This window comes from Cupriavidus sp. MP-37, assembly GCF_020618415.1.
Lineage (GTDB): Bacteria > Pseudomonadota > Gammaproteobacteria > Burkholderiales > Burkholderiaceae > Cupriavidus.
Window position 1 is genome coordinate 2,355,883 of sequence record NZ_CP085345.1, and the last position, 25,834, is coordinate 2,381,716.

At 66.6% G+C, this 25,834-nt stretch carries 19 protein-coding genes; 7 read left to right on the forward strand and 12 right to left on the reverse strand.

The window, feature by feature from the left end; all coding sequences use genetic code 11:
* The first annotated feature begins 136 nt into the window (after nt 1-136).
* The 3 genes from boxC (at nt 137) to boxA (ending at nt 4,754) form a co-directional block, all read left to right on the forward strand.
* The gene (boxC, locus tag LIN44_RS26945) at nt 137-1,795 is read left to right on the forward strand and encodes a 2,3-epoxybenzoyl-CoA dihydrolase (RefSeq protein ID WP_227315284.1); all 1,659 of its coding nucleotides are present in this window, start codon (nt 137-139) and stop codon (nt 1,793-1,795) included.
* 47 nt (nt 1,796-1,842) lie between these two features.
* Nucleotides 1,843-3,270 (forward strand): benzoyl-CoA 2,3-epoxidase subunit BoxB, encoded by a 1,428-nt coding sequence (boxB, locus tag LIN44_RS26950; RefSeq protein ID WP_227315285.1) that lies wholly within the window; start codon nt 1,843-1,845, stop codon nt 3,268-3,270.
* 203 nt (nt 3,271-3,473) lie between these two features.
* Nucleotides 3,474-4,754, forward strand: a complete 1,281-nt coding sequence (boxA, locus tag LIN44_RS26955; RefSeq protein WP_227315286.1) for a benzoyl-CoA 2,3-epoxidase subunit BoxA — start codon at nt 3,474-3,476, stop codon at nt 4,752-4,754.
* Nucleotides 4,755-4,941: 187 nt separating this feature from the next.
* Here boxA and fusA read toward each other — a convergent pair whose 3' ends face one another.
* A complete protein-coding gene (gene fusA / locus LIN44_RS26960; protein ID WP_227315287.1) occupies nt 4,942-7,005 on the reverse strand; it encodes an elongation factor G in 2,064 nt (687 codons plus the stop codon).
* A 197-nt stretch (nt 7,006-7,202) separates the two neighbouring features.
* Nucleotides 7,203-8,099, reverse strand: coding sequence for an oxidoreductase (locus LIN44_RS26965; protein ID WP_227315288.1), 897 nt, complete (start codon nt 8,097-8,099; stop codon nt 7,203-7,205).
* A 192-nt stretch (nt 8,100-8,291) separates the two neighbouring features.
* Here LIN44_RS26965 and gcvA point away from each other — a divergent pair, with 192 nt between their 5' ends.
* On the forward strand, nt 8,292-9,188 hold the full coding sequence (gcvA, locus tag LIN44_RS26970; protein WP_227315289.1) for a transcriptional regulator GcvA: 897 nt from the start codon (nt 8,292-8,294) through the stop codon (nt 9,186-9,188).
* A 101-nt stretch (nt 9,189-9,289) separates the two neighbouring features.
* On the opposite strand, the gene LIN44_RS26975 is transcribed toward gcvA, so the two are convergent.
* Nucleotides 9,290-10,591 (reverse strand): MFS transporter, encoded by a 1,302-nt coding sequence (locus LIN44_RS26975; RefSeq protein WP_227315290.1) that lies wholly within the window; start codon nt 10,589-10,591, stop codon nt 9,290-9,292.
* A gap of 328 nt (nt 10,592-10,919) precedes the next feature.
* Between LIN44_RS26975 and LIN44_RS26980 the strand changes: the two genes are divergently transcribed.
* Together LIN44_RS26980 and LIN44_RS26985 are read left to right on the forward strand one after the other, a co-directional pair.
* The gene (locus tag LIN44_RS26980; protein ID WP_255638500.1) at nt 10,920-11,837 is read left to right on the forward strand and encodes an NAD(P)-dependent oxidoreductase; all 918 of its coding nucleotides are present in this window, start codon (nt 10,920-10,922) and stop codon (nt 11,835-11,837) included.
* 44 nt (nt 11,838-11,881) lie between these two features.
* Complete coding sequence (locus tag LIN44_RS26985) at nt 11,882-13,312, forward strand: aldehyde dehydrogenase (protein ID WP_227315292.1); 1,431 nt, start codon at nt 11,882-11,884, stop codon at nt 13,310-13,312.
* A 150-nt stretch (nt 13,313-13,462) separates the two neighbouring features.
* Here LIN44_RS26985 and LIN44_RS26990 read toward each other — a convergent pair whose 3' ends face one another.
* Both LIN44_RS26990 and LIN44_RS26995 read right to left on the reverse strand, forming a co-directional pair.
* Entirely contained in the window at nt 13,463-13,834 is a 372-nt protein-coding gene (locus tag LIN44_RS26990) for a hypothetical protein (protein ID WP_227315293.1), read from the reverse strand.
* A 117-nt stretch (nt 13,835-13,951) separates the two neighbouring features.
* Nucleotides 13,952-14,851: a hypothetical protein gene (locus LIN44_RS26995; protein WP_167354396.1), complete on the reverse strand. Its 900-nt coding sequence runs from the start codon at nt 14,849-14,851 to the stop codon at nt 13,952-13,954.
* 387 nt (nt 14,852-15,238) lie between these two features.
* Between LIN44_RS26995 and LIN44_RS27000 the strand changes: the two genes are divergently transcribed.
* Nucleotides 15,239-18,094: a winged helix-turn-helix domain-containing protein gene (locus LIN44_RS27000; RefSeq protein ID WP_227315294.1), complete on the forward strand. Its 2,856-nt coding sequence runs from the start codon at nt 15,239-15,241 to the stop codon at nt 18,092-18,094.
* Nucleotides 18,095-18,173: 79 nt separating this feature from the next.
* Here the strand turns inward: LIN44_RS27000 and LIN44_RS27005 are convergent, their stop codons facing one another.
* From LIN44_RS27005 to LIN44_RS27035, 7 genes are all read right to left on the reverse strand, one after another.
* Entirely contained in the window at nt 18,174-20,384 is a 2,211-nt protein-coding gene (locus LIN44_RS27005) for a xanthine dehydrogenase family protein molybdopterin-binding subunit (protein WP_062802797.1), read from the reverse strand.
* Between the two features lie 13 nt (nt 20,385-20,397).
* Nucleotides 20,398-21,381, reverse strand: a complete 984-nt coding sequence (locus LIN44_RS27010) for a xanthine dehydrogenase family protein subunit M (RefSeq protein ID WP_227315295.1) — start codon at nt 21,379-21,381, stop codon at nt 20,398-20,400.
* Nucleotides 21,381-22,067, reverse strand: coding sequence for a (2Fe-2S)-binding protein (locus tag LIN44_RS27015; protein WP_082819091.1), 687 nt, complete (start codon nt 22,065-22,067; stop codon nt 21,381-21,383). Before LIN44_RS27015 ends, LIN44_RS27010 begins: the two co-directional genes overlap by 1 nt.
* 292 nt (nt 22,068-22,359) lie before the next feature.
* Nucleotides 22,360-23,592 carry a CaiB/BaiF CoA-transferase family protein gene (locus tag LIN44_RS27020; RefSeq protein WP_227315296.1) on the reverse strand — a complete coding sequence of 411 codons (1,233 nt, stop codon included), beginning with the start codon at nt 23,590-23,592 and terminating at the stop codon, nt 22,360-22,362.
* A gap of 1 nt (nt 23,593) precedes the next feature.
* The gene (locus LIN44_RS27025; RefSeq protein WP_062802800.1) at nt 23,594-24,013 is read right to left on the reverse strand and encodes a PaaI family thioesterase; all 420 of its coding nucleotides are present in this window, start codon (nt 24,011-24,013) and stop codon (nt 23,594-23,596) included.
* The gene (locus tag LIN44_RS27030) at nt 24,010-24,993 is read right to left on the reverse strand and encodes a tripartite tricarboxylate transporter substrate binding protein (RefSeq protein WP_227315297.1); all 984 of its coding nucleotides are present in this window, start codon (nt 24,991-24,993) and stop codon (nt 24,010-24,012) included. Before LIN44_RS27030 ends, LIN44_RS27025 begins: the two co-directional genes overlap by 4 nt.
* A gap of 32 nt (nt 24,994-25,025) precedes the next feature.
* Nucleotides 25,026-25,829 (reverse strand): enoyl-CoA hydratase/isomerase family protein, encoded by an 804-nt coding sequence (locus LIN44_RS27035; RefSeq protein WP_227315298.1) that lies wholly within the window; start codon nt 25,827-25,829, stop codon nt 25,026-25,028.
* Nucleotides 25,830-25,834: the final 5 nt, after the last annotated feature.

Genomic DNA, 25,834 nt, shown 5'->3' on the forward strand with positions numbered 1-25,834 from the left:
GTTCCGGTGGCCTTAACGCCACGCGTCTACAACCTGCACAATACTGCTTGCGGAAAATCTGTTGGATGAACTATAGTGCGTTCAAACAGATTCCTGTTTTATGTACGATAGTGCAGTTTGCAGAGGAGACCTCACCGTGACCACCGCCCCCCGCGTCGACTACCAGACCGACCCCTCCCAATACAAGCACCTGAAGCTGGCATTCGACGGCCCAGTCGCCACGCTGGCGGTGGATATCGACGAGAACGCCGGCCTGCGTCCCGGCTACAAGCTCAAGCTCAACAGCTACGACCTCGGCGTCGATATCGAGCTGAACGACGCGCTCAACCGTATCCGCTTCGAGCATCCGGAAGTGCGCACCGTGGTCATCACCAGCGGCAAGGACAAGGTGTTCTGCTCCGGCGCCAACATCTTCATGCTCGGCGTCAGCAGCCATGCGTGGAAGGTCAACTTCTGCAAGTTCACCAACGAGACCCGCAACGGCATCGAGGATTCCTCGGCGCACAGCGGCCTGAAGTTCCTCGCCGCGGTCAACGGCGCCTGCGCCGGCGGCGGCTATGAGCTGGCGCTGGCCTGCGACGAGATCCTGCTGGTCGACGACCGTTCGTCGGCCGTGAGCCTGCCGGAAGTGCCGCTGCTGGGCGTGCTGCCTGGCACCGGCGGCCTGACCCGCGTCACCGACAAGCGCCATGTGCGCCATGACCTCGCCGATATTTTCTGCACCACCACCGAAGGCGTGCGCGGCCAGCGCGCCAAGGACTGGCGCCTGGTCGACGATATCGCCAAGCCGGCGGTGTTTGCGCAGAAGGTGCGGGAACGCGCGCTGGCGCTGGCCGCGCAGAGCGACCGCCCGGCCGATGCGCAGGGTGTCGCGCTCGCGCCGATCGAGCGCGTGATCGAAGCGGATGCGCTGCGCTATACGCACGTCACGGTCGAGATCGACCGGGCCGGCCGCACCGCCACCTTTACGGTGAAGGCACCGACCGGCGCGCAGCCGCAGGACATCGACGCGATCGTGCAGGCCGGCGCCGGCTGGTATCCGCTGCAGCTGGCGCGCGAGCTGGAAGACGCGATCCTGTCGATGCGCACCAATGAACTGGACATCGGCACCTGGCTGATCAAGACCAGCGGCGACGCCGCCGCGGTGCTGGCCACCGATGCCACGCTGCTGGCGCACAAGCACCACTGGCTGGTGCGCGAAACCATCGGCCTGCTGCGCCGCACGCTAAGCCGTCTGGACGTGTCGTCGCGCAGCCTGTTCGCGCTGATCGAGCCGCAGTCGTGCTTTGCCGGCACCTTCCTGGAGCTGGCGCTGGCGTGCGACCGCAGTTACCACCTGGCGCTGCCCGACGACGAGGCGCGCGCGCCGAAGATCACCGTCGCCGACGTCAACTTCGGCCTGTACCCGATGGCCACCGGCCAGAGCCGCCTGGGCCGCCGCTTCTACGACGAGCAGCCCGCGCTCGATGCCGTGCGCGCCAGGGCAGGGCAGCCGCTCGATGCCGATGCCGCCCACGCACTGGGCCTGGTCACCGCCAACCCCGACGACATCGACTGGGCCGACGAAGTGCGCATCGCGCTGGAAGAGCGCGTGGCGATGTCGCCCGACGCGCTCACCGGCATGGAAGCCAACCTGCGCTTCAACGGCCAGGAAAACATGTTCACCCGCATCTTCGGCCGCCTGACCGCATGGCAGAACTGGATCTTCCAGCGCCCCAACGCGGTCGGCGACAAGGGTGCGCTCAAGGTCTACGGCAAGGGCGACAAGGCCGCCTTCGACTGGAACCGCGTCTGACCTGCCCCCTGAACGCATACCGAATCGCCCGCATAACGGAGACCACCATGTCCGGCATCAACTACAGCGACAAGATCCCCAACAACGTCAACCTCAGCGAAGACCGCACCCTGCAGCGCGCGCTCGAGCAATGGCAGCCCAACTACCTGAGCTGGTGGCACGACATGGGCCCGGAAGGCTCGCACCAGCACGACATCTACCTGCGCACCGCGATCAGCGTCGATCCGCAGGGCTGGGCCCACTTTGGCCACGTCAAGATGCCGGATTACCGCTGGGGCATCTTCCTGAACCCGGCCGAGGCCAACCGCAAGATCCACTTCGGCGACCACAAGGGCGAGGACGCGTGGCAGGACGTGCCCGGCGAATACCGCGCCAACCTGCGCCGCATCATCGTGACGCAGGGCGATACCGAGCCGGCGTCGGTCGAGCAGCAGCGCCACCTGGGCCTGACCGCGCCCAGCATGTACGACCTGCGCAACCTGTTCCAGGTGAATGTGGAAGAGGGCCGCCACCTGTGGGCCATGGTCTACCTGCTGCACAAGTACTTCGGCCGCGACGGCCGCGAAGAGGGCGAGGCGCTGCTCGAGCGCCGCAGCGGCCAGCAGGACAATCCGCGCATCCTGCAGGCGTTCAACGAGCAGACGCCCGACTGGCTGTCGTTCTTCATGTTCACCTACTTCACCGACCGCGACGGCAAGTTCCAGCTGTGCGCGCTGGCCGAGAGCGCCTTCGACCCGCTCGCGCGCACGACAAAGTTCATGCTGACCGAGGAAGCGCACCATATGTTCGTCGGCGAGAGCGGCGTGTCGCGCGTGCTCCAGCGCACCTGCCAGGTGATGAACGAACTGAAGACCGACGATCCCGCAAAGCTGCGCGCCGCCGGCGTGATCGACCTGCCGACGCTGCAGCGCTACCTCAATTTCCACTACAGCGTGACCATCGACCTGTTCGGCGCCGACGAGTCCAGCAACGCCGCCACCTTCTACAGCACCGGCCTGAAGGGCCGCTACGAGGAAGGCAAGCGCATGGACGACCACGTGCTCAAGGGCCAGACCTACCGCGTGCTGCAGGCGCAGAACGGCCAGCTGACCGAGAAGGAAGTGCCGATGCTCAACGCGCTCAACGAAGTGCTGCGCGACGACTACATCAAGGACAGCATGGCCGGCATCGAGCGCTGGAACAAGGTCATCGACAAGGCCGGCATCCCGTTCCGCCTGAAGGTGCCGCACAAGGCGTTCCACCGCAATATCGGCGCGCTCGCCGGCGTCAAGGTATCGCCCGACGGCCGCGTGATCTCCGATGCCGAATGGCGCGACTTCCGCGACCAGTGGCTGCCCACCGACGGCGACCGCGCCTTCGTCGCCAGCCTGATGGGCCGCGTGGTCGAGCCCGGCAAGTTCGCCAACTGGATCGCGCCGCCGGTGATGGGCATCAACCGGCAGCCGGTGGATTTCGAGTACGTGCGGTTTAACTGAGGCGCAGGCTTTCCGCCCGCCGCGGGTTTGCTCCCCTCTCCCGCATGCGGGAGAGGGGCGGGGGTGAGGGCGGGAGCATCAACGAAGCGCCGGTGCCTAAACCACCCCTCACCCTGCCCTCTCCCCTGAGGGGAGAGGGGAACACCGAAGGCAGGGATGTAGGCCCTATGCCCTGGAAGCACCTGATTCATCCGGAGACCGCCATGGACATGGCAGAGATTCAAGTCATCAAGCAGCACCTGATCGATCCCGAGATCTGCATCCGCTGCAATACCTGCGAAGCCACCTGCCCGGTGGGTGCGATCACGCACGACTCGCGCAACTACGTGGTCGATGCCGACAAGTGCAACCTGTGCATGGCCTGCATTGCCCCGTGTCCGACGGGGTCGATCGACAACTGGCGCGAGGTGCCGAAGCTGCGCGCCTATAGCATCGAGGAGCAGCTTGGCTGGGATGCGCTGCCGGATGAACTGTCGCCCGAACAGCTGGCAGACCTCGCGCCCGGCGCCGAGCTGCAGACCGCCGCGCCCGAAATGGCCGCCGCATCGCCGCTAGCCGGCACCAGCGAGGAAGCCTTCAACAGCGCCCGCTATGGCGCCACCGTGCCGCCGTGGTCCGCCGCGCATGCCTACACCAACCTCTATGGCGCCAGGTCCGCGCACAAGACCATCACCGCTACCGTGACCGGCAACGTGCGCGTGACCGAGGTTGGCCGCGAATACGACACGCACCACATCGTGCTGGACTTCGGCACGACGCCGTTCCCGGTGCTCGAAGGCCAGTCCATCGGCATCGTGCCGCCCGGCACCGACGCCGGCGGCCGCCCGCACCACGCGCGCCAGTACTCCATCGCCAGCGCTCGCAACGGCGAGCGGCCGGGCTACAACAACCTGTCGCTGACAATCAAGCGCGTGCTGCAGGATCACGACGGTAATCCCGTGCGTGGCGTTGGCTCGAACTACATGTGCGACCTGAAGGTGGGCGACAAGGTGGAAGTCATCGGCCCGTTCGGCGCCAGCTTCCTGATGCCCAACCATCCGCGCTCGAACATCGTGATGATCTGCACGGGCACCGGCAGCGCGCCGATGCGGGCGATGACGGAATGGCGCCGGCGGCTGCGCAAGGCCGGCAAGTTCGATGGCGGCAAGCTGATGCTGTTCTTCGGCGCGCGCAGCAAGGAAGAGCTGCCGTACTTCGGGCCGCTGCAGAACCTGCCGAAGGATTTCATCGACATCAACCTGGCGTTCTCGCGCACGCCGGGACAGCCCAAGCGCTATGTACAGGACCTGATGCGCGAGCGCGCGGCGGACCTGGCGGCGCTGCTGGCTTCACCGGATACGTACTTCTATGTCTGCGGGTTGAAGAGCATGGAAGAGGGCGTGGTGCTGGCGCTGCGCGAAGTCGCGCAGCAGGCGGGGCTGAACTGGGAGACGGTGGCGGAGAGGTTGAGGGGGGAGGGGAGGCTGCATCTGGAGACGTATTGACGCTGTCCCCGGCTCACCGCTTGTGTGCTCCCCTCTCCCGCTTGCGGGAGAGGGGCAGGGGGTGAGGGCGGGCGCTGGCATACCGCAGGCCCTGCTTCGTAGAGACTCCGGCCCTCACCCCAACCCTCTCCCGCAAGCGGGAGAGGGAGTACACCATCGCGTGCGAGATGTCCTCGGCGCCATGCCCTCAATCCGTATCCACCTGCGCCTTGTGCCGCGCCGCCATCTTCTCCTGCTGCGCCGGGGGCACGTTGTCGTAGTGGCTGAACTGGATGGTGTAGCTGCCGTGGCCGCCGGTGATGCTGTTCAGCCGCGACTGGTAGTCGTTCAGCTCCGACAGCGGTACCTGCCCGGCGACGATCACCGTGTTGCCGGCCGCGGTGCGCGTGCCATGGACCTGGCCGCGCTTGGTCGACAGGTCGCCGATGATGTCGCCCATGGCGCTGCCCGGCGCCGTGACCTCGATATCGACGATCGGTTCGAGCACGCTGGGCCGGGCCTTCAGCACGGCATCGATAAACGCCTTGCGTCCCGCCGTGGCGAACGCGACTTCCTTGGAATCGACCGGGTGGCTCTTGCCGTCGTACACGGTCACGCGCACGTCCTGCATCGGGAACCCCGCCAGCGGGCCGCTGTCCAGCGCCTGGCGGATGCCTTTCTCGACCGCCGGAATGAACTGGCCGGGAATCGCACCGCCCTTGACCGCATCGACGAAGTCGAAGCCCGCGCCGCGCGCCAGCGGCTCGATGCGCAGCATCACCTCGCCGAACTGTCCGGCGCCGCCGGTCTGCTTCTTGTGCCGGTGATGGCCTTCTGCCTTCGCCCCGATGGTTTCGCGGTAGGCGATCTTGGGCGGGCGCGTCGCCACTTCCAGCTTGTACTGCTCGGTCAGCCGCTCCAGCGCGCAGCGCAGGTGGAACTCGCCCAGGCCGAACACCACGGTCTCGTTGGTGCCGGCCGGGTGCTCGACGCGCAGGCACGGGTCTTCGGCGCTGAGCTTGTGCAGCACCTCCGCCAGGCGCTGCTCGTTGCCGCGCCGCGCCGGCTCGATCGCCAGTCCATAGATGGGAGTGGGGAATTCCAGCGGCGTCAGGTGGATGTTGCCGTCCTCGGTGGCGTCGTGCAGCACCGCGTCGAAGCCCAGTTCATCCACCTTGGCCACCGCGCAGATATCGCCCGGGCCGGCGCGCGGTACTTCCTGGGTCTCCTTGCCCTGCAGCCGCAGCAGGTGCGCCACCTTGAACGGCTGGCGCCCTTCGCCGATATAGAGCTGGCTGTCGCGCGTGACTGTGCCCTGGTGGATGCGGAATATCGCCAGCTTGCCGACATAGGGATCGATTACCACCTTGAACACATGGGCCAGCACATGCTTGTCCGGGACCGGTTCGGCGCGCACCGCCTGGCGCTGCTCCTTGCCCTCGGCGTCCGCGCCGGTGGAGCGGTAGAACAGCGGCGGGTTGCCTTCGGTGGGGTTGGGCAGCAGCCGCACGAACACGTCCAGCAAGGCTTCGATGCCGGCGCCGGTGACGGCCGAGGTAAAGCAGATCGGCACCAGGTGGCCTTCGCGCAGCGCGCGCTCGAACGGCGCGTGCAGTTGTTCGGGGGTGATCGCCTCGCCTTGCTCCAGGTACAGCTCCATCAGCTCGGGGTCGATCTCGATCACCTGGTCGATCAGCGCGTCGTGCGCGGACGCCACCGATAAAAAATCCGACTCGCCGGCCGGATTGAAGAAGCAGTCGACCACCTTGCCGCCGTGGTCGGCCGGCAGGTTGATGGGCAGGCATTCCTTGCCGAAGGCCTCCTGGATTTCCGTCAGCAGCGCGGGCAGGTCGACCTTCTCGCCGTCGATGCCGTTGATGATGATCATCCGGCACAACTGGCGCGCCTGCGCCCAGGCCATCGCCCGGCGCGTGGTCATTTCGATGCCGGTCTGCGCATTGATGACGATGGCCGCGGTTTCCACCGCGGCCAGCGCGCTGATGGCGTGCCCGGAGAAATCCGGGTAGCCGGGGGTGTCGATCAGGTAGATGCGGGTGTCGCGGTAGTGCAGGTGGGCGACCGCGGCGCTGAGCGAGCGCTTGTACTTGCGCTCCAGCGGATCGTTGTCGCACACGGTGGATCCGCGCTCGATGCTGCCCGGCGTGTGCACCGCACCGCCCTTGTGCAGCAGCGCCTCGGCGAGCGAGGTCTTGCCGCTGCCTGCGTGCCCAAGCAGGGCGACAGTGCGGATGGCATCGGGACTCTCGTGCATGGTGGCCCTCGGTTCGTCCGGCAATGACTCTCAGGGCATTATTGGCGAAATTCGGCGGAAGCGACATATGCGCGTGCCGATAGCGTGCAATGGCTGACGCAACGGCCCCTGCAAGTGGTGAGGCCGGCGCTCCGCCGGCCTACTGTGGAGACACGTCCGGCTTGACTGCAGTGCAGCAAACCGTGCGCGGCGCGGCGTCAGGCTCCGCCGCGCGCGCCGGCGTGGTCGGTCGATACCGCCAGCGCGTGCCACGCGGCCAGCTCGCTCTCCACCTTGCGGTGCTTGTCGGCGATGCGGGCGACCGTGTCGGAACCCAGCGGCAGCCGCACCGGCGGCGTGTCGCTGTCGGCAAGCGCAAGCAGGGCCGCGGCCAGCCGGGCTGGGTCGCCGGGCTGCTGGTGGTTGGCCGAGGCCATGTGCGTGCGCATCGCGCCCACCGTCTCCGCGTATTCACTGATCTCCGTGCCGACGCGCACCAGCGAGCTGGCATCGAGGAAATCGGTGCGGAAGAAGCCCGGCTCGACCACCGTGGCATGGATCCCCAGCGGTGCCAGCTCGGCCGACAGCGCTTCGGTCAGTCCCTCGACCGCGAACTTGGTGGCGCCGTAGACGCCCCAGCCCGGATACGCCGCATAGCCGCCGATCGACGAGATATTGATGATATGGCCGCTGCGCTGGCGTCGCATCTGCGGCAGCACCGCGCGCGTCACCGCCAGCACGCCGAACACATTGGTGGCGAACTGCTGCTCGACTTCCCTGGCCGAGGCCTCTTCCACCGCGCCCAGCAGGCCGTAGCCCGCGTTGTTGACCAGCACGTCGATGCGGCCGAAGCGCGCTACCGCGGCCTCGGCTGCGGCGACCGCCTGGGCTTCGCTGGTGACGTCCAGCGCCACGGCGAGCAGATTTTCATGCTCGCCCACGGCGCCGGTCACGGCCTGCGGGTTGCGCGCCGTAGCGACGACCCGGTCGCCGCGGGCCAGCGCGGCGCGGGTCAGCTCGAGGCCGAAGCCGCGCGAGGCGCCGGTGATGAACCAGACCTTGACGCTGGCTCTGGAGGGGTTGGCGGGGATGGCTTGGGCTTGGATAGCGGACATGGTGAATCTCCTTTGCGGATGCATGGTGTTGGACTGCGATCTCGGATGGCGGGGGCCACGGAGACAAATTTAGGCGTGCGGAGACCGCAACACTAGCCGCCACAATGGCGTTTTAATAGCAACTGTGAGTTGCCAATGACCACGGGTCTGCCTCGATTGAGCAAACCTCAACCGTATGGCAGACTCGCCGGCATGGACAAACTGCCCCCACTGAACGCGTTGCGCGCCTTCGAGGCGGCGGCGCGGCATCTCAGCATCACCGTCGCGGCCGAAGAGCTGCACGTCACGCCTGGCGCCGTCAGCCGGCAGATCCGCGCGCTCGAACAGGGACTGGGCGTGCAGTTGCTGCATCGCGGCCACCGGCAGATCTCGCTGACCCGCACCGGCGAGGACTACTACCGCGCCGTGACCCGGGCCATGGACGATCTGCGCGAAGCCACGCGCCGCCTGAGCAAGCGCGCCCGGCGCAGGCAGCTCAAGGTGCGCGCCTATACCACTTTTGCCATGCGCTGGCTGATCCCGCGCCTGTCGAGCTTCCATGCCGCCAATCCCGGCATCGAGGTGCTGCTGACGGCCTCGCTCGATCCGGTCGACTTCCGCAGGGAAGATATCGATGGCGCCATCCGGCTGGGCGACGGCAAGTGGCACGGCGTCAACGCCTTCCGGCTGGTGTCGAACATCCTGTTGCCGGTGTGCAGCCCGGCGCTGCTGGACGCGGGGCCGAAGGTGAAGCGGGCCGCCGACCTGCAGCACCAGACCTTGCTGCATTCGATCGCGCGACCTGATGACTGGAGCCACTGGCTCAAGGCCGCGCGCGCCGACAAGGCGGTCGACGCGCGCAGCGGCATGACTTTCCAGAGCTCGGCCATGGCCTATGCGGCGGCGGTCGAAGGCCAGGGTTTCGCGATGGCGCAGCGCTTCCTGGTGGCGGCCGACCTCGATGCGGGCCGGCTGGTGGCGCCGTTCCGCCAGACCGTCGACATGGGCGATTTCACCTACTACCTGCTGACGCCGGCGGAGCGCAAGGAAAGCCCCAGCATGGCGGTGTTCCGGCAGTGGCTGCTGGCGCAGTTCGAAGCGCAGGGTTGAAGCGCAGGGTCGAAGCGCAGGGTCGAAGCGGCACAGGCTTACGCGGTCGCGCCACCGGCAAGCTGGCACTCCGGCGGACACATTTGCCACGGCAGCCCGGTCTAATCGAGGGTTTTTCCCTTTGTTTCGGGCATCAAGGCATACACCAGGCAACCTGCTGCGCAGACGGCGGCAATATAGGTCCAGCTATAGTTTGCCCAGCCCGCATTCGACATCGATGTCATGATGTACGGCAGCGATCCGCCGAACAACGTCACCGAAATGGCGTAGGGAAGCGCCACGCCGGTCGCGCGCACCTCCGCGGGAAACTGCTCCGCCATGACCGCCGCCGCCGTGGCGGAGAAACCGCACGACAGCAGCATCCCCACGCTGACGATCGCAGTCGCCAGCCAGAAGTCGTTGGCGAGGAAGTGCAAGCCGGGCCAGGCGAACAGCGCGGAACCGCCGGCGAATGCCAGCAGCACAGGCTTGCGTCCGATCCTGTCGGCCAGTTTGCCAAGCAACGGGATCGCCACCAGCGAAAGGACGATCGATATCACGCTGGCACTGAAGGCGTCCTGCAGGCTGAGCCCGGTCCGTACATGGGCGAGGGTCGGAAACAACACCAGCCAGAGGTAGAGCGAAAGGTTGCCCGCCATGGCGATGCCGATCACGCGCAACGACGCGCGCCAGTGCCTGGTGATGACCAGCAGCGAGGGATGCGCGGCAGCGCGGTGGGCGACCTTGCGCTGAAAGGCCCCGGTTTCCGCCACCGAGACCCGGATCCATAGCGCAACCACGCCCATCAGGCCGGCGAGAGCAAATCCGACCCGCCAGCCCCACGCCGCCATTTGCTCGGTATCGAGCCAACGCGTCAGCATGTACCCGATCAGTGCTGCCACCAGGACGCCAGCATTGATGCCGAAGTACTGCCATGAGCCGGCGAAAGCCCGGCGCGATGGCGCCGCCGTCTCGACGAGGTAGGTCGAGGCTGAGCCGAATTCGCCGCCGGCAGCGAAACCCTGCACCAGGCGCGCCATCACCAGGATGACGGGCGCGGTCAGGCCAATGGCGGAGTAGGTCGGGCAAACCGCTATCACCACGGTGCTGCCCGACATCAGCGCCACGGAAAGCGTCAGGCCCTTCTTGCGTCCATGGCGGTCGGCGTACGCGCCCAGCACGGCACCACCGACCGGCCGCATGATGAAGCCGACCGCGAACACGGCGAACGCGGACAGCAGCGACGCCATTTCATTATCGGCAGGAAAGAAGTGCCGCGAGAACAACGAGGCAAAAGTGGCGTAGATCACCCAGTCGGCGAACTCGACGATAGTGCCGAGTGTCGCTGCCGCAATTGCCTTCTTTTGCGCACGGGTGAGGGGAAGCGGGCGCTCGACTACATCTACTGGCAGGGTCGTTTCCATGCCGTCTCCTTGGATCATCTGTTGTGGTTCTCGCGCCGCCAGCGGCTTGGCGCATTCGCATGTCCGGGTCGACAGAGCCCGGCGCGTTGGGCATCGTAGGTGGCGGGGCTACACCGGCTCAAACGACTTTTTTTGCGGGGACGCTTGAGTTTTCTGCAACCGGTGGAGCGCTCAAGCCCGGCAAATCCAGCTTGAGAAGAACTCAATCGATCCGGTAGGAAATGTCGATTGAAGCGGCGCGGCAGGGCTCCTAGTATCCGTGGCACAGAGGTGGCGCATCACGCCATTTACCACGACAGGCCGCGCGACAGCGGTGAGGAGACTCGGCATGACGACGTTCGGTTTTATCGGCCTTGGCGCCATGGGCAGGCACATGGCGCGGCACCTGGTGCAACACGGCCTGCCCGTGACGGTATTCGACAGCAATGTCCAGGCGGTCGACGAGCTGGTACGTATCGGCGCCGCGCGCGGTGCCAGCGCCCGTGACGTTGGCGAGCATGCCCAGGTGGTGATGGTTTGCTTGCCGACGCCCGATATTGTCGAACGGGTAGCCACCGGTGAAGATGGGGTCGCGGGCGCAAGTGCCGTGAAAGTGTTCGTCGACCATTCGACCACGGCACCGACCGTGACGCGCAGGCTCGCCGCCGCACTGGCGCAGCATGGCATCCAGGCATTGGACGCGCCGCTGGCCGGTGGCGTGGCGGGCGCTGAGTCGGGCGCGCTGAGCGTGATGGTCTCCGGCGATGCCAGCGCCTTCGCCACTGCGCGGCCGGCTTTCGAGGCCTTTGCGGGCGACATCGCATATCTCGGTGCGCAGCCGGGGCTGGGTCAGACTCTCAAGCTGGTCAACAACATGATTGCCGGTTCGGCGCTGGTGACGGCGGCCGAGGCTGTGCTGTTCGGTGTGAAGGCAGGCATCCCTGCTGGGACCATCCTCGACGTGCTCTGCAGAAGCGCCACGGCGCGTGGCTTTGCGGTCCAGACCTTGCTTGCTGACAAGGTGCTGTCGCGCAAGTTCGACTTCGGTTTCCGCATGGACCTGATGCGCAAAGACCTGCGGCTGGCGCTCGGGGAAGCCGAGGCGGTGGGCGCTCCGATGTTCGCGTCTGCCGTCGTCAAGCAATTCTTTGATACGGCCGTGGCCAACGGAGCCGGCAGCGACGACATGACGCGCGTCGTCCACCAGCTCGAGAAGCTGGCCGGCGCCACGATCGAACAGGTCCAAGGCAGCGATGAGCAGCGCTGATACGACCGTGACACCAACCGCCTGAATCTTTGTCGAGGAAGCGTATGAACAGAGTGCTGAACTACATCAACGGAAACGACGTGCCGCCGTCGACTGGCCGGTATATCGAGAAGACAGACCCGCGCACTGGCATCGCGCTGTCCGAGGTGGGCGATAGCGCCAGGCCCGATGTCGACGCCGCCGTTGCCGCGGCGATGGCAGCGCTGCCGGGCTGGCGGGCAATGCGTCCCGCCGAGCGCGGCCGCATCCTGGTCGAGATCGGCCGTGCGGTGCGCAACAGCATCGACACGCTGGGAGCCATCGAAAGCGCGGAGACTGGCAAGCCCGGGCGCGAAATGCCGCAACTGATGGCCCTGATTGCGCAGTACTTCGAGTACTACGGTGGCATCGTCAATACGATGGACGGTGAAGTGATCAACGCCGGACCGGACTATCATGTCTACACAAGACGCGATCCGTTCGGCGTGATCGGCGTGATCCTCCCCTGGAATGCACCCCTGCATCAGGCTGCCCGCGCCATCGCGCCCGCGCTTGCCACTGGCAACGTGGTCGTTGCCAAGCCATCGGAGTTCACCTCGGGTTCGCTGATTGCCCTGGCGAAGCTGGCGGAAGCGGCCGGATTGCCGCCAGGCGTCCTGAACGTCGTGGTCGGGACCGGGCCATCGCTCGGACCGGCGATGGCCGGACATCCCGACGTGCGCAAGATTTCATTCACTGGCAGCACGCGCGCGGGCCGCGAACTGGGCAGGATCGCTGCCGACCGCATCCTGCCGCTGACGCTCGAGCTGGGCGGGAAGTCGGCCAATATGGTGTTCGCGGACGCCGACCTGGATGCCGCGGCAAAAGGATGCACCGCGGCCTTCACCTGGAATGGCGGACAGTGGTGCGCGGCAGGCACGCGCTTGCTCGTCCAGTCGTCGATCCACGACACCTTTGTCGACAAGCTGCTGGCTGCGGTCGCCGGCGTGCGCGTCGGGGCTGACTCCGAAGCATCCTACGGACCGATGACCACCCGCGCCCAGTTTGACAAGGTCCAGCAAAGCTTTGACCGGGCGCACAGCCTCGGGCTTGTACCGGCCGTTGGCGGCCGCATGGCGCAGGCGCCGAAAGAAGGGGACGGCTGGTTCATCGAGCCAACCGTCTACCTTGGCGTCACCAATGACATGGAGATTGCGCGTGAAGAAATCTTCGGACCCGTTCTCTGTGTCATCAGGTTCGAAGACGAGGCCGACGCCATCCGCATTGCAAACGATTCCGACTATGGGCTGGCAGCCGGTATCTGGAGCCGCGACATCGGCCGCGTCCATCGCGTCGCCGCCGCTCTCGACGCCGGCCGGATCGTCGTGAACGAGTACAGCGGCGGCTTTGTGCAGACGCCATGCGGTGGCTTCAAGCAGAGCGGCTATGGGCGCGAACAAGGCATGGAGGCGCTTGCGCACTATACCCAGTTGAAGTCCGTGATCGTGCGGCTGTAATGTCTTTGCGATTCCGTCGGCACGAGGCGTCGCTGCCGACGGCCTGCACGATGTCATCGCCGCAGCGACGGCGGCGCATGCGGCGTCACCCGCATCAAGCCCGGCCATGGCGGGCCGGTCCAGGGCGCGGGCAGCGCTGCCGCCCATGGGTTAGCGGGACGTACCGTCGCCTGTTCTGGCCCCATCGGTGAATGCGTCGCGTGCGCCGGTTCGCGCGCCGTCGGTAAACGTGTCGCGCGCGCCGGTCCGGCTGCCATCCGTATAGGGATCGCGTGCGCCTTGCCTGGCGCCTTGCGTGTGCGGGTCCACCGCATTGTCGACCGGCACCAGGCTTGAACGCGTATCGATGTGGCTGCCCTGCGTATAGGCGTCGAATTTGTCCGACCGTGCACCTTGTGTGAAGGGATCGCGCTTCTCGCCCGTCTGCGCATTGGCCGTAGCCGCCACGCCCATCGCCACGCTGGCGGCAGCGGCGACGCCAAGTACGCTCGCCTTGATGGAGATTCGTCTGTGTTTGCGCATCGTCTAACTCCTCATAAAATGCGCGGCTTTCCGCGCAAGGGAACCAGGAACCGGAACGGTTCCGCGGGAAAAAACGCCGGACCATGCCGCCGTGCGAACTCATGCAGGACGCCCTTGTCATTCATTGGCACCCAGTTGCGCACGCCATGCCGTCGCGAATTCACCGGCTTGCTGCAAGCGGTCTCCATGAATCCCGACTGCGTCGACTCGGCCGCTGCGAATCGCAGTTGCGGCCAGCTCCGCCGTCCACACGCCGGTGACAATGAGCGGACCGCGGTAATGCAGGCGGACACTCGCGGTAAAGGGCTTGCAGTACGTCGCGTGCCCGGATCCGGCCGAGTGCAGATGCAGATAGGCCAGCTTTCCGGCGGCCACGGGCGGCAGCAGTGCTTGTTGCCGATGCAGTTCGGCAGCGGTCTTCGGAAGTGTCATGCAGGCACCCACCCGGTCCGGCGGCCAGGCGGCCAGCAGTGTCCGCAACGCATCACAGAGGAACTCCGTGGCCGCCGGACATTCGGTCAGTGCGGCCGGCGCAGCACCGGGCACATCGGCCCATTGTCGATACAACTGATCCGGCAACGTGCCGACCGTCGCGGCAAGCTCGACGCCATCGAACCCGGCATCAAAGGCGTTCTCTGCCGCGGACCGGTACGCATCCAGCGCCGAGTCAACCTGATCGGCATTGAGCGCTATTCCGGAGGGCACGCGGCAACCGCCGATTCGCGCCACCACCATGCCGCCCCGGTCGTGGACCGCCTGCGTTGCGCGCAACCAGCCGTTGACTTCGGTGGCGCTTGCGATGCCATGGGTGATCCGGTTGAGGTCTTCAGCACAGTGGGCATCCGCGACGGCATAGACGACCAGGCCGCCCTCCAGGGATTGCGCCGGCGTCTCCCCGACATTTGCTGTCGCACCTTGCCAGAGCGCTTGCGGGCTATTCAAGACGATCCGGTGTTGCAGCCGCAGGGCGCCGAGTTGCAACGGCGCGAACAGGTCTTGGGGAACGGTCTGGCTCATCGCTACGGGCATATCGGGCTGGTGCCAAAAGTCTGGTCCGGCCGTACCCCGCATGCGAGTTATGCGTTGCTAAGTCGTGTCACGCCCCACGCCGCAATGGCCGCAGATGTTTCATACAATGCAGCGCGCTGGACCGCTCGCAGCTTCATTTCGAGCCTCGGATTCATGCGCATTGCGCCAGTCGGCCGGGCCGCGCATGGGTAATAACGATAGTGCAACCGTTATGCTAAATTCGCCGCTTCGGGATCTCGATCAAGCTAGGCGCGCCATGTCGGAACGACGTCAATTCCTGGTTGCGATAGGGCATCGTGGGTGGGCGGCATGCGCAACGGACCCCAGCGCCGACGCCGGCGTCGAGCGCGCACGGACCTGCGGCGACCCATGAGCATGACAACTGAAGCCGCCCTCCATTTCGGCCCGTTCTGTCTGCTGCCTCGCAAGCGGATCCTGCTGAAAAGCGGTGTTCCGGTCCGGCTGGGCAGCCGCGCCTTCGATTTGTTGGTTGCGCTGGCTGAACGGCCCGGTGAGGTTGTCTCCAATGCCGAACTGATCGCCCGGGTGTGGCCGAAGGTGGTTATCGAATCGGGCGCGCTCCGGGTCCACCTGACCGAGCTGCGCAAGGTACTTGGCGATCGGCGCGAGTCGGAACGCTACATCGTGAACGTGCCCACCCAAGGGTACTGTTTCGTTGCAGAAGTTACGCACGCGATCTCTACGGCGAATGCGGATTTGCCGGCGACCCTTGCCGCAATCGCGCAGCCTGCGGTGGCTGGGAATTCCACCGATGCGCTGGCGGCCGGACCCACCAGTGTCACGCCCGACCTCCCGGTAGCCTTGCCGCTGCCAGCGCAGTTGGCGCGCGTGATTGGTCGCGACGACGTGGTGGCCGACCTTGCCCGCGTACTGTCCTCACGACGCTGTGTAACCGTTACCGGCCCGGCCGGGATGGGCAAGACCACCGTGGCGCTCGCGGCCGCACGCCGTTTGTCGGTGTCTTTTGGCCAGCAGGCCGTCTTCGTCAACCTGGCCCCGCTGAACGACCCCGCGCTCGTGACAAATGCCGTGACGGCCGCGCTCGGCGCACCCGCGCTCGACGCCGTGTCAATGCGCAGCCTGATCGCCTATCTTCGCACCCGCCGCGTGCTGATCGTGCTCGACAACTGCGAGCATGTGATCGATGCCGCGGCGGAACTGGCGGAGTCCTTGCTGACCGGCGCACCGGAGGTCCACCTGCTGGCCACCAGCCGGGAGCCCCTGCGTATCCAGGGGGAATGGGTGCAACGCCTCGGTGCCTTGGCGGTGCCGCCTTCGCTTGACACGCTGGACGTTCAGCAGGCCTTGCGCTATCCCTCCGCGGAACTGTTCGTCGAACGTGTCCGCGCCAGCCAGGGCTCGTTCGCGCTGTGCCAGGCAGACGTCCCGGCGCTGGTCGGCATCTGCCGCGCGCTCGACGGGATCCCGCTTGCGCTGGAACTGGCTGCGGCGGGGGTGGAGCGGCTCGGCATGCGCGGCCTGTACGCCCAGCTTGGCAACCGCCTGGCGGTGCTGACGCGGGGCCGCCGCACGGCGCTGCCGCGCCACCGCACGCTACGTGCGGCACTGGACTGGAGCTACGCGCTGTTGCCTGAAGACGAGCGGCGGCTGCTGCGCAGCCTGGCGGTGTTCCGTGGCCGCTTTACAGCGGACGGCGCGCGGGCCGTGGCACAGGAGGGGCTCGTGGGCGATACCGACGAGCATCTCTATAACCTGGTCAGCAAGTCGCTGTTGATGTCGGACATTTCCTCGGAATCCGTGCAGTACTGGCTGCTCGAGACGACACGCGAGTATGGCCTCGCGCAACTGTCGGCCTGCCCCGAGCGCGGTGAAGTGTCCCGTCTGCATGCCATGCATATGCTTGTGATGGCCGACGAGATGGAGCGCGCCAGGCCGCGCCAGTTACGGGCCGACTGGCTGGCGCGCCACGCCTATCTTCTGGACGATATTCGCCTGGCCCTGCACTGGTGCCTGTCGGATGGCGGTGATGCCACGTTAGGTGCGGCGCTGGCCGCCGCTTCTGCACCGCTCTGGTATGCGCTGTCGCACATGGCCGAGTATCTCGGCATGGTGGAGCAGTTGCTCGAGCGGATGCCGGACACGGGCGGGATCGAACCGGCACGGGAAATCGCCTTGCGCGAAGCGCATGGGCATGCATTGTGGAATATCCGCGGCGCGGGACCCGCCGCCATCGCGGCATTCGAACGCAGCCTCGAGGTAGCGCGCCAGGCAAGCTCGGTTGCGGATCAGCTCCACGCATTGTGGGGGCTGTGGCTCATCAGCAATTCCATTGGCGACTACGGCTCGACCGTCCGCAGGGCGCAGGAATTCGGGGCGCTCGTGGCCCACACCGGCGATCCGGCGCATGCCGTCATTCACGATCGGATGATGACATGGAGCATGCACTTCACCGGCCATCACGAGCAGGCGCTCCGTCACGCCTGGCGCGTCCTCGGCAAGCCGGTGGCCATCCGTCTGAGCGCGCGCCGCAGCGGCTTTCAGTTCGATCAAGGGGTGGCGGCGCTGACGGCACTGGCGCGGATCCTCTGGATCAAGGGCATGCCCGAACAGGCGCTAGAACATGCCGAGGCCGCGGTGGAGCGGGCCCAGGCAATCGATCATTCACTCTCGCTGTGCTTCGCCATCTCCGTGGGTTGCGCCCCGGTCGCGTTCTGGACCGGCGACCTCGATCGCGCTGCACGCTATACCGCCGCGCTTCGCCATTGCACGACCGAATACTCGCTCACATTCTGGGGCTGTTACGGCGACGGCTATTTCATGGTGCTCAGCCGCTCGCGCGGTGGCGGCGGCGTGGTGGAGCTGCCGGCGGCATGGCCACTTCCTTTGCGCGACATGCTTTGCACCTTCGACGCCACGCTGGCTTGCGCGGACGATTTCGCACGCGCCCATCGCGGCCTGGTTCCCTGGAGCTCGCCGGAACTGCTCAGGATCGAGGGGGAACGGCTGCGCGACGCCGGCAATCTCGCCGCTGCAGCGGAAAGGATGCGCAGCGGCCTCGACCAGGCCGAAGAGCAAGGTGCGCTGTCGCTGTCTCTGAGGTGTGCCATGAGCCTGGCAGCGCTGACCGCGGAAACCGGATCGATTGCGCAGGCGCACGGTATCCTGGGCGCGGTGTACGACCGGTTTCGCGAAGGGTTCGAAACCGCCGATTTGCGTGCGGCAGCTGCGCTGCTCTGCCGGCTCGGCTGACCAATCGCGCCGTCGTACGCGGCTTCGCGCCTGGCACGCGCTGGCGCAAGGCGCCAGGCGTCGCCAAGGGCGCGGGCCCTCAGGCCATCAGCTTCTCCTTGGTGATAGGCAGTTCCCGAATGCGCTTGCCCGTGGCGTGATACACGGCGTTTGCCACCGCCGCGGCAAGCCCGGTAATACCGATTTCACCGATCCCGCGCGCGCCAAATTCATTGAAGCGGAGATCCGGATAGTCGAGCAGGATCACGTCGATCTCCGGCTGGTCTGCGTGTACGGGCACGGCATACTCGGCGTAGTTGTTGTTGCCGGGCATACCGTTGCGCTCGTCGTACTCGGTGGCCTCGAACAAGGCCATGCCGACGCCCATCACGATGGCCCCTTCCACCTGGTTGCGGGCAGTGACCGGATTGATCACCCGACCGACGTCGATGGCACTGACGACGCGCGCCACACGCAGGCGGGAAATGCCGGGATCCCAGCGCACCTCGACGAAGTGGGCGCCAAAGGACATGAACGACAGCTTGTCCGCCGGCGCCGCGCCGGTGCGGGCAAAGCCCTCGGCGCTGGCGAAGCGCTGGGCCGTCAGGACCGATGCATAGTCGACGCTGCGCCGGCCGTCGGTCAGGCGGCCCTGCTGCATCTTCAGCGACTCGGGCTTGGCGCCGGCAAAGGCGCCGCCTTCCTGGGTCGCATACGTGCCCAGCTGGGCGATGGCGTTGCGGGTGGCTTCGGCTACCGCGGGTAGCACGCTGGCCGTCGCCCAGGACCCGCCTGCGACCGGTGCAGAGGGAAACGAGGAATCGCCGAGCTTGACCTCAATCCTTTCAAATGGGAGTCCAGTCAACTCGCTGACGGTCTGCGCCACGATGGTGTACATCCCGGTGCCGATGTCCTGTACCGCGCAGGTCACCGACGCGCTGCCGTCGCTGCGCAGGTGGACGCGTGCCTCGGCGGGTGTACGCCAGGCATCCCAGTTGCAGACGGCGACGCCATAGCCGGCGATCTCACTGCCGACCGTCATCGATCCCGGTCGCGGATCGCGCCGGTCCCAGCCGAACTTTCGGCTCGCCTGGTCGATGGCCTCGCGCAGGTGGTTGCTGGACCATGGCAAGTTCAGGCTTTCGTCGCGCGTCGACAGGTTGGCGAGCCGGAATCGCACCGGATCCATGCGACAGGCCAGGGCCAGCTCATCGATGGCGGACTCCAGTGCAAACAGTCCCGGGGCAGCGCCCGGCGCGCGCATCGAAGTCGGCGCACCGCGATGCACGTTGGTGGTGTGGTGGCTGACCATGAGGTTGGGACAGGCGTACAGGCTCTGCGTCATGCCCCCGCAATTCTCGACGTACTGCTCGATGAATGAGGTGGTGTTGACGGATTCATGCCGGATCGACGTGATCTTGCCATCCGCCCCGGCCGACAAGCGCACGCGCTGGCGCGTCTCGGGACGCTGCCCGGTGGTGGTAAACATATAGGCCCGCGGCACCACCAGCTTGACGGGCCGGCCGGTCATGCGCGCCGCCGCGCTCGCGGCAACGGAATGCGGCCACAGGAACAGCTTCGAGCCAAAGCCTGAGCCAATGAACGGCGCATCGACGGTGACGCGCTCGGGAGTCAGGCCGAAAATCTGCGCGATGGTATTGCGGTGGACGGTTGCCCCCTGGGTGGCCTCATACAGACGCAGGTCGCCGTTCTCCCACCACGCCAGCGTGGCATGCATCTCCATCGGGTTATGCGTCTCGACCGGGGTGCGGTAGGTAACGTCGACCTTGACCGCGGCGCGGTCGTAGGCCGGCGCCGGTGCGCCGCGCGCATGCCCCCTGCCGCCATCGCGCAGGCCGTTTGCCTTGATGCCGTGCTCCAGGTCGACGACGGGCCGTTCGCCGGCATAGGAAGCCTTGACGCGGTAGGCCGCCTCGCGCGCATGCTCGAAGGTGTCTGCCACCACCAGCGCCACCATCTGGCCGCCGTAGTAGATCGTATTGTCTTCGAACGGCAGCCGGTGCTCGTCCGTGATCGATGCAGTCAGGATGTTTGCGCCGGAAATCGGGCTTTTCGGCGTACGGTAGAGGCGCGGAAAATGGCCGTTGTGCAGGATGTCAACCACTCCCGGTACGCGGCGGGCGTCGGCCATGTCAAGGCCGGTAATGCGCCCGCTCGCCACGGTGCTGTATACGCCGTACGCGTACAGCATGCCGGGCAGGGCGCGGTCGGCTGTATACAGGGCGGCGCCGGTAACCTTGAGGCGGCCGTCGATGCGGCGCGGTGACGCGCCGATAGCAGTGTTGTTCACGCGTGCACTCCCTTCAGGCGGTGAGAAGCGACAGGTTCCGTACCACGGCCTGCTGGCCGAGCTTGAGCTTGAAGCCGTTCTGTCCATATGAGCGCGCACCAGCCATCGCCGCTTCGCCGGTCTGGCGGAGCAGCGCTTCGGAGACCGGCTTGCCACGCAGCACGGCCTCCGCATCGGCGGCACGCCAGGGCTTGGTTGCCACGCCGCCAAGCGCAATGCGGATATCGCGCACGGTGTTGCCGTCGAGCGCGACGATCACTGCGCTCGACGCCAGGGCAAACTGGTATGAGCCGCGATCGCGCAGCTTGAGATAGGCCGAGCGGCTGCCGGGCATCGGTGCGTCCAGCGTGATGTGGGTGATCATCTCGCCGGCTTCGAGCGCATGTTCCTTCCAGGGCGTGTCGCCGGGCACCAGGTGGAAATCCGCGAAGGCAATGTCGCGCCTGCCCTTCGGCCCCTGCACATGCACCGTTGCGCCGATCGCCACCATGGCGACGCACATGTCGGAAGGATGCGCCGCGATGCACTGGGGACTGCCGCCCAGCACCGCATGGACGTTGCGGTTGAGACCTTCCACTGCGGCACATCCGGACCCCGGCGTGCGCTTGTTGCACGGCGAGACGCCGTCGCGGAAGTAGCCGCAGCGCACCCGCTGCATCACGTTGCCAGCGGTGGTGGCCTTGTTGCGCAACTGCGTGCTGGCGCCGGACAGCAGCGCCTGCGACAGCACGGGATAGTGCTGGCGGATATGCTCGTGCCGGGCCAGGTTGGTGTTGCTGACCATCGCACCGACGCGGGTGCGGCCGTCGCCCAGCGGTTCGATCTGGTCCAGCTTGAGCTTGTGGATGTCCACCACGCGCGCCGGCTGCGTGATATCGAGTTTCATCAGGTCCAGCAGGGTCGTGCCGCCCGCCAGGTAGACGGTGTCGCTGCCGCGCGCGTGCAGCGCGACAGCCTGTTCGACGTCGACGGCGCGCGCATATTCAAAGTTCCGCATCAGACGTTCCCCCGTACCTTGCCGCGCGCGTCCTGGATGGCGGACACGATGTTCTTGTAGGCTCCGCAGCGGCAAATATTGCCGCTCATGGCTTCCTGCACCGAGGCGTTGTCGGACGGGATGCGCCGGTCTTGCAAGATGCCCACCGCGCTCATCATCTGGCCGGCGGTGCAATAGCCGCACTGGTAGGCATCGTGGTCCCAGAACGCCTGCTGTACCGGATGCAGCTTGCCGTCACGCGACAGGCCCTCGACCGTAGTGATGTCGTCGCGGTCATGCATGATGGAAAGCGACAGGCATGCGTTGACCGAGACGCCATTGACGAGGATCGTGCAAGCCCCGCATTGGCCGTGATCGCAGCCCTTCTTGGTGCCGGTCAGGTGGACCTTTTCACGCAGGGTATCGAGCAGAATCTCATTGGCCTGCACCACGAGTTGCTGCGTGGTGCCGTTGATAGTCAGTGTCAACGGATAACCTGCGTTGCCTGAGCGCGAAGCGGCCGGTTCCCGTGTCGCCGGCGCCGCGGTTTCCGCAGACACCGTGCCTGACAGCGCGCCGCTTGCTATGCTCACCCCTGAAACGCCGACGCCCTGCATGAATCGGCGACGGGAAAGAACCGTCGGACCACCATCCTGCCCATCGCCGTGAACCGGCACATCGACGGGCACATTCTTTGGGGACGCCATTTACTGTTCTCCTGTGCATGCTGAACCTGCTCAAGGTTGCGCCACGAAGCCCGGTATCGTAAGGACGAGGCTAGCCCCGGGCCCTGCTGTACCATCGCGCTCGTTGGCGATGGCGTGCGTCGATGACGGCCCGGCAGGCCTGGTGCAATCGGAACCCGCACGATTGGGCGCGGCCCTATCACTCTATTCAGATATCAAGCGGATACAAGGGGCTTAACAAGACTTAACAGGCCCGTGTCTTCGCGTGGAATGCCGGGTAGGCAGTGCAGCGCGGCGATGATGTGTGAGCAGTTCATGGTCCCGCAGCCGCCAGGCGCCGCTCGCTGGCATCGGCGCACTGAATGGCGCCTTGCTTTTCCAATGCGTCGATCTGCGACGGGCCGTAGCCCAGTTCGGCCAGTACAGCCTTGGTATGCTGCCCGCACGCCGGTGCCGGTTGCGCTGGCAGCGCGTTTTCCTGTGCGCTGTTGATCGGGAATCCCGGCATCCGGATTTCGCCGAGCGTGTCATGCCGGACGCGCTGCAGCATGTGATTGGCAGCCACCTGTGGATGCGCCATGACATCCTCGTAGGTCGCGACGCGCGCGCAAAGGATGTCGGCGTCCTTAAGAACGGCGAGCCAGGCATCGGTCGGCCGCTTGACGAACTCGCTGGTCAGCGCCTCCACCATCGCCGCCCGGTTAGCCACGCGCAGCGGCGAGGTGGCAAAGCGCGGGTCGTCGGCCAGCTCGCGCCGGCCCAACACCTCGCACAACCGGCGCCAGCGCTCCGGCATGTAGGCGGCCACCATGACCCAGCCGTCGGCAGTGCGGAAGGCCTGGTTGGGCGCGGAATAGGGCGCCGCGCTGCCTACGCGTTCCGGCAGTTTGCCGTCGGCGCAATAGCTGGTAATGGACGACTGCTGCAGCGCCAGCGCCGCATTGAGCAGGTTGACATCGAGATGGCCGCCCAGGCCGTCGCGCGCGCGCTGCGCCAGCTTGGCCAGCACGCCCATGCAAGCCACATAGCCGGTCATCACGTCGACCACCGGTGCCTGCACCTTGCACGGCTCGCTATCGGGCAGGCCGATCAGGCTCATCAGGCCGGAATCCGCCTGCATGATGCCATCGACGCCAGCGCGATGCGCATACGGCCCCTGCTGCCCGTAGGCGGAGATAGAACAGTAGATCAGCGCGGGGTGGGCCTGGGTCAGTCGGGCGTGGCCGAGGCCGAGGCGTTCCATCACGCCCGGGCGCATGCTTTCCACCACGATGTCGGCGCTCGCGATCATGCGACGTGCCACCGCGACGCCGTCGGCCGACTTGAGGTCGAGCGCCACGCCTAGCTTGTTGCGGTTGAAGCCGTGGAACAGCGCGCTGTCGACGCCGAGCCAGCCTGGGCCGAGCCCGCGGCCTAGCTCGCCGCCGGGCGGCTCCACCTTGATGACCCTGGCGCCCATATCGGCCAGCAGCATGGTGCAGGTAGGCCCGGCGCCGATCTGAGTAAAGTCGATGACGGTCAGGCCGTCCAGTGCGTCGCGCAACATTTCATGCCTCCGGAAGGGTGCGGGATCGTTTGAACGTGCCTTGCGCGGTGGCTACCAGCACGCCGGCATCGGTGGTCAGCTCCGCCGCGGCGAAGTACAGGCTCTTGCCGGCGCGTGTGAGCTGCGCCGTCGCGCGCAGCCGCCCGGCGCTGGCCTTGCTGAGATAGCTGATCGTCAGCATCACCGTGACCGCGTGGCCTAGTGCGCCGTCAGGGCCGACGGGCAGCCCGGCGTAACCGCAGGCGGCGTCGAGCAGGGTGGCCGTCACGCCGCCCTGCACGCTGCCCTGGCGGTTCAGGTGGCGCGGCTCGAGCTCGAGCTCGAAGGTGCAGCGGCCGTCGCCGACACTGGCCAGGCGAATGCCCAGGTAGTCCAGCAGCGGGTTGTCCGTTGGCGGTACCGTGGCGGGATGCGCGTTCATAGCGCCACCTTGATGCCGTTGTCCTGGATCAGGCGCTGCCAGCGCGCCAGCTCTTTGCCGATATACGCCTTCAGTTCGGCCGGCGATGAAGCCTGCGGCTCGAAGCCCTGCTTGCCCATCTGCTCCGCCACGTCAGGCGATTTCAGCGCGGTCACAAGCGCTGCATTGATCCTGTCGACCACCGGCTTAGGCGTGTGCGCCGGTGCCAGCAGGCTGTACCAGAGTTCGGCGTCATAGCCGGCCACGCCGGCTTCCGCAAATGTCGGCAGGTCCGGCATCAGCGCGGTGCGTTTCTTGCCGGCGATGCCGAGTGCGCGCAGCTTGCCGGCGCGCACATACTGGATTGCCGAGGCAAAGGTGGCGAAGGAAATCTGCACCTGTCCGCCCATCAGGTCGGTGATCGATGGCCCGGTGCCACGATAGGGTACGTGCAGCAGTTCGGTCTTATTGAGCTTGGCAAAGACTTCACCCGCCAGGTGCTGCGGCGTGCCGTTGCCCGGGCTGCTGTAGCTGAGCTTGCCGGGATTGGCGCGGGTGTACTGGATAAAGTCCTGCAGCGTGCGGAACGGCTGGTCGGAGTTGGCGACCAGCATGATTGGCACAGACGCGATCCGCCCTACCGGCTCGAAGTCCCGTTCGATGCTGAATGGAATCTTTGTGCCGAGAAACGGGTTCATCGTCACTTGGCTGGATGCGATCACCAGCGTGTAGCCGTCCGGCGCCGCATGAGCGACATAGTCGGCGCCAAGGTTGCCGCCGGCGCCGGGCTTGTTCTCGATCACGATGGTCTGGCCCAGCAGCTTGCCCATTTTGGGCCCGATCAGCCGGGCCAGGGTGTCGTTGCCACCGCCGGGGGCGAACGGCACCACCAGCGTGATCGGCTTCTGCGCGGGGAAGGGCACTTGCGCCGCCGCGCCCAGCGCAGTGGCCGACAGCATGGCAGCCAGCGCCATGCGTGCGTATCGGGTCATGCCAGTCATGGTCTGTCTCCTTTCGATGGGTTTTCGAACGCTCAACGCCCGGTGAAACGCGGCTGGCGCTTCTCGGCGAAAGCCTGTCGGCCCTCGATACGGTCGGCGGTATCGCGCAGCACGCCCCAGTAGAGTTCGGTGAGCTGCTGCGCGTCGGCTTCGCCAAGGTGGCTGGTCTGGCGCGACAGCCGCTTGACCGCCTGCACCGCCAGCGGCGCATTGGCCGCGATCCGCGCGGCGAGCGCCAGCGCGCGGTCGAGCAATACCTGGGGCGCCACCGTCTCGCTGACCAGCCCGATGCGGGCCGCCTGTTCCGCATCGATCCGCTCGCCGGTCAGCACCATCTGCATCGCGTGCGCCGCGGGCACGGCCTTCAGCAGCCGGTGCAGGCCCGAGACCGCGGGGATCGAGCCGACCGCCGCTTCGGGCAGGCCGAAGCTCGCCTGTGCCGATGCGATCCGCACATCGCATTGCAGCGCCAGCTCCAGGCCCGCGCCGAGGCAGTGGCCGTTGACGGCGGCGATCAGCGGCTTGCACAGGTCCAGGCCGGCCAGGTCCATCAGGCGGATATAGAGCCCGAGGTCGGCGGCCGGCTCCGTGGCGCGGAACAGCGCCTGCGCGTAGCTGGCTGGCGACTGGCGCGTGCCTTTCAGGTCCGCGCCCGCGCAGAAGGCGCGCGTGCCGGCGCCGGTCAGCACCGCCACACGGAGGTCGTCGCGGTCGCGCACTTCGGCCAGGTGGTCGCGCAGTTCACGCAGGGTGGGCACGTCCAGCGCATTGAGCGCGTCGGGCCGGTCGATGGTCAGCACCGCGACCGCGCCTTCGAGATGGCGTCGTACAGTCATGGCGC

Coding starts and splice junctions, on each gene's coding strand:
- boxB (WP_227315285.1), top strand. CDS start 1,843: ATGTCCGGCATCAACTACAGCGACAAGATCCCCAACAACGTCAACCTC.
- boxA (WP_227315286.1), top strand. CDS start 3,474: ATGGACATGGCAGAGATTCAAGTCATCAAGCAGCACCTGATCGATCCC.
- fusA (WP_227315287.1), bottom strand. CDS start 7,005: ATGCACGAGAGTCCCGATGCCATCCGCACTGTCGCCCTGCTTGGGCAC.
- LIN44_RS26965 (WP_227315288.1), bottom strand. CDS start 8,099: ATGTCCGCTATCCAAGCCCAAGCCATCCCCGCCAACCCCTCCAGAGCC.
- gcvA (WP_227315289.1), top strand. CDS start 8,292: ATGGACAAACTGCCCCCACTGAACGCGTTGCGCGCCTTCGAGGCGGCG.
- LIN44_RS26975 (WP_227315290.1), bottom strand. CDS start 10,591: ATGGAAACGACCCTGCCAGTAGATGTAGTCGAGCGCCCGCTTCCCCTC.
- LIN44_RS26980 (WP_255638500.1), top strand. CDS start 10,920: ATGACGACGTTCGGTTTTATCGGCCTTGGCGCCATGGGCAGGCACATG.
- LIN44_RS26985 (WP_227315292.1), top strand. CDS start 11,882: ATGAACAGAGTGCTGAACTACATCAACGGAAACGACGTGCCGCCGTCG.
- LIN44_RS26990 (WP_227315293.1), bottom strand. CDS start 13,834: ATGCGCAAACACAGACGAATCTCCATCAAGGCGAGCGTACTTGGCGTC.
- LIN44_RS26995 (WP_167354396.1), bottom strand. CDS start 14,851: ATGAGCCAGACCGTTCCCCAAGACCTGTTCGCGCCGTTGCAACTCGGC.
- LIN44_RS27000 (WP_227315294.1), top strand. CDS start 15,239: ATGACAACTGAAGCCGCCCTCCATTTCGGCCCGTTCTGTCTGCTGCCT.
- LIN44_RS27010 (WP_227315295.1), bottom strand. CDS start 21,381: ATGCGGAACTTTGAATATGCGCGCGCCGTCGACGTCGAACAGGCTGTC.
- LIN44_RS27015 (WP_082819091.1), bottom strand. CDS start 22,067: ATGGCGTCCCCAAAGAATGTGCCCGTCGATGTGCCGGTTCACGGCGAT.
- LIN44_RS27020 (WP_227315296.1), bottom strand. CDS start 23,592: ATGTTGCGCGACGCACTGGACGGCCTGACCGTCATCGACTTTACTCAG.
- LIN44_RS27025 (WP_062802800.1), bottom strand. CDS start 24,013: ATGAACGCGCATCCCGCCACGGTACCGCCAACGGACAACCCGCTGCTG.
- LIN44_RS27030 (WP_227315297.1), bottom strand. CDS start 24,993: ATGACTGGCATGACCCGATACGCACGCATGGCGCTGGCTGCCATGCTG.
- LIN44_RS27035 (WP_227315298.1), bottom strand. CDS start 25,829: ATGACTGTACGACGCCATCTCGAAGGCGCGGTCGCGGTGCTGACCATC.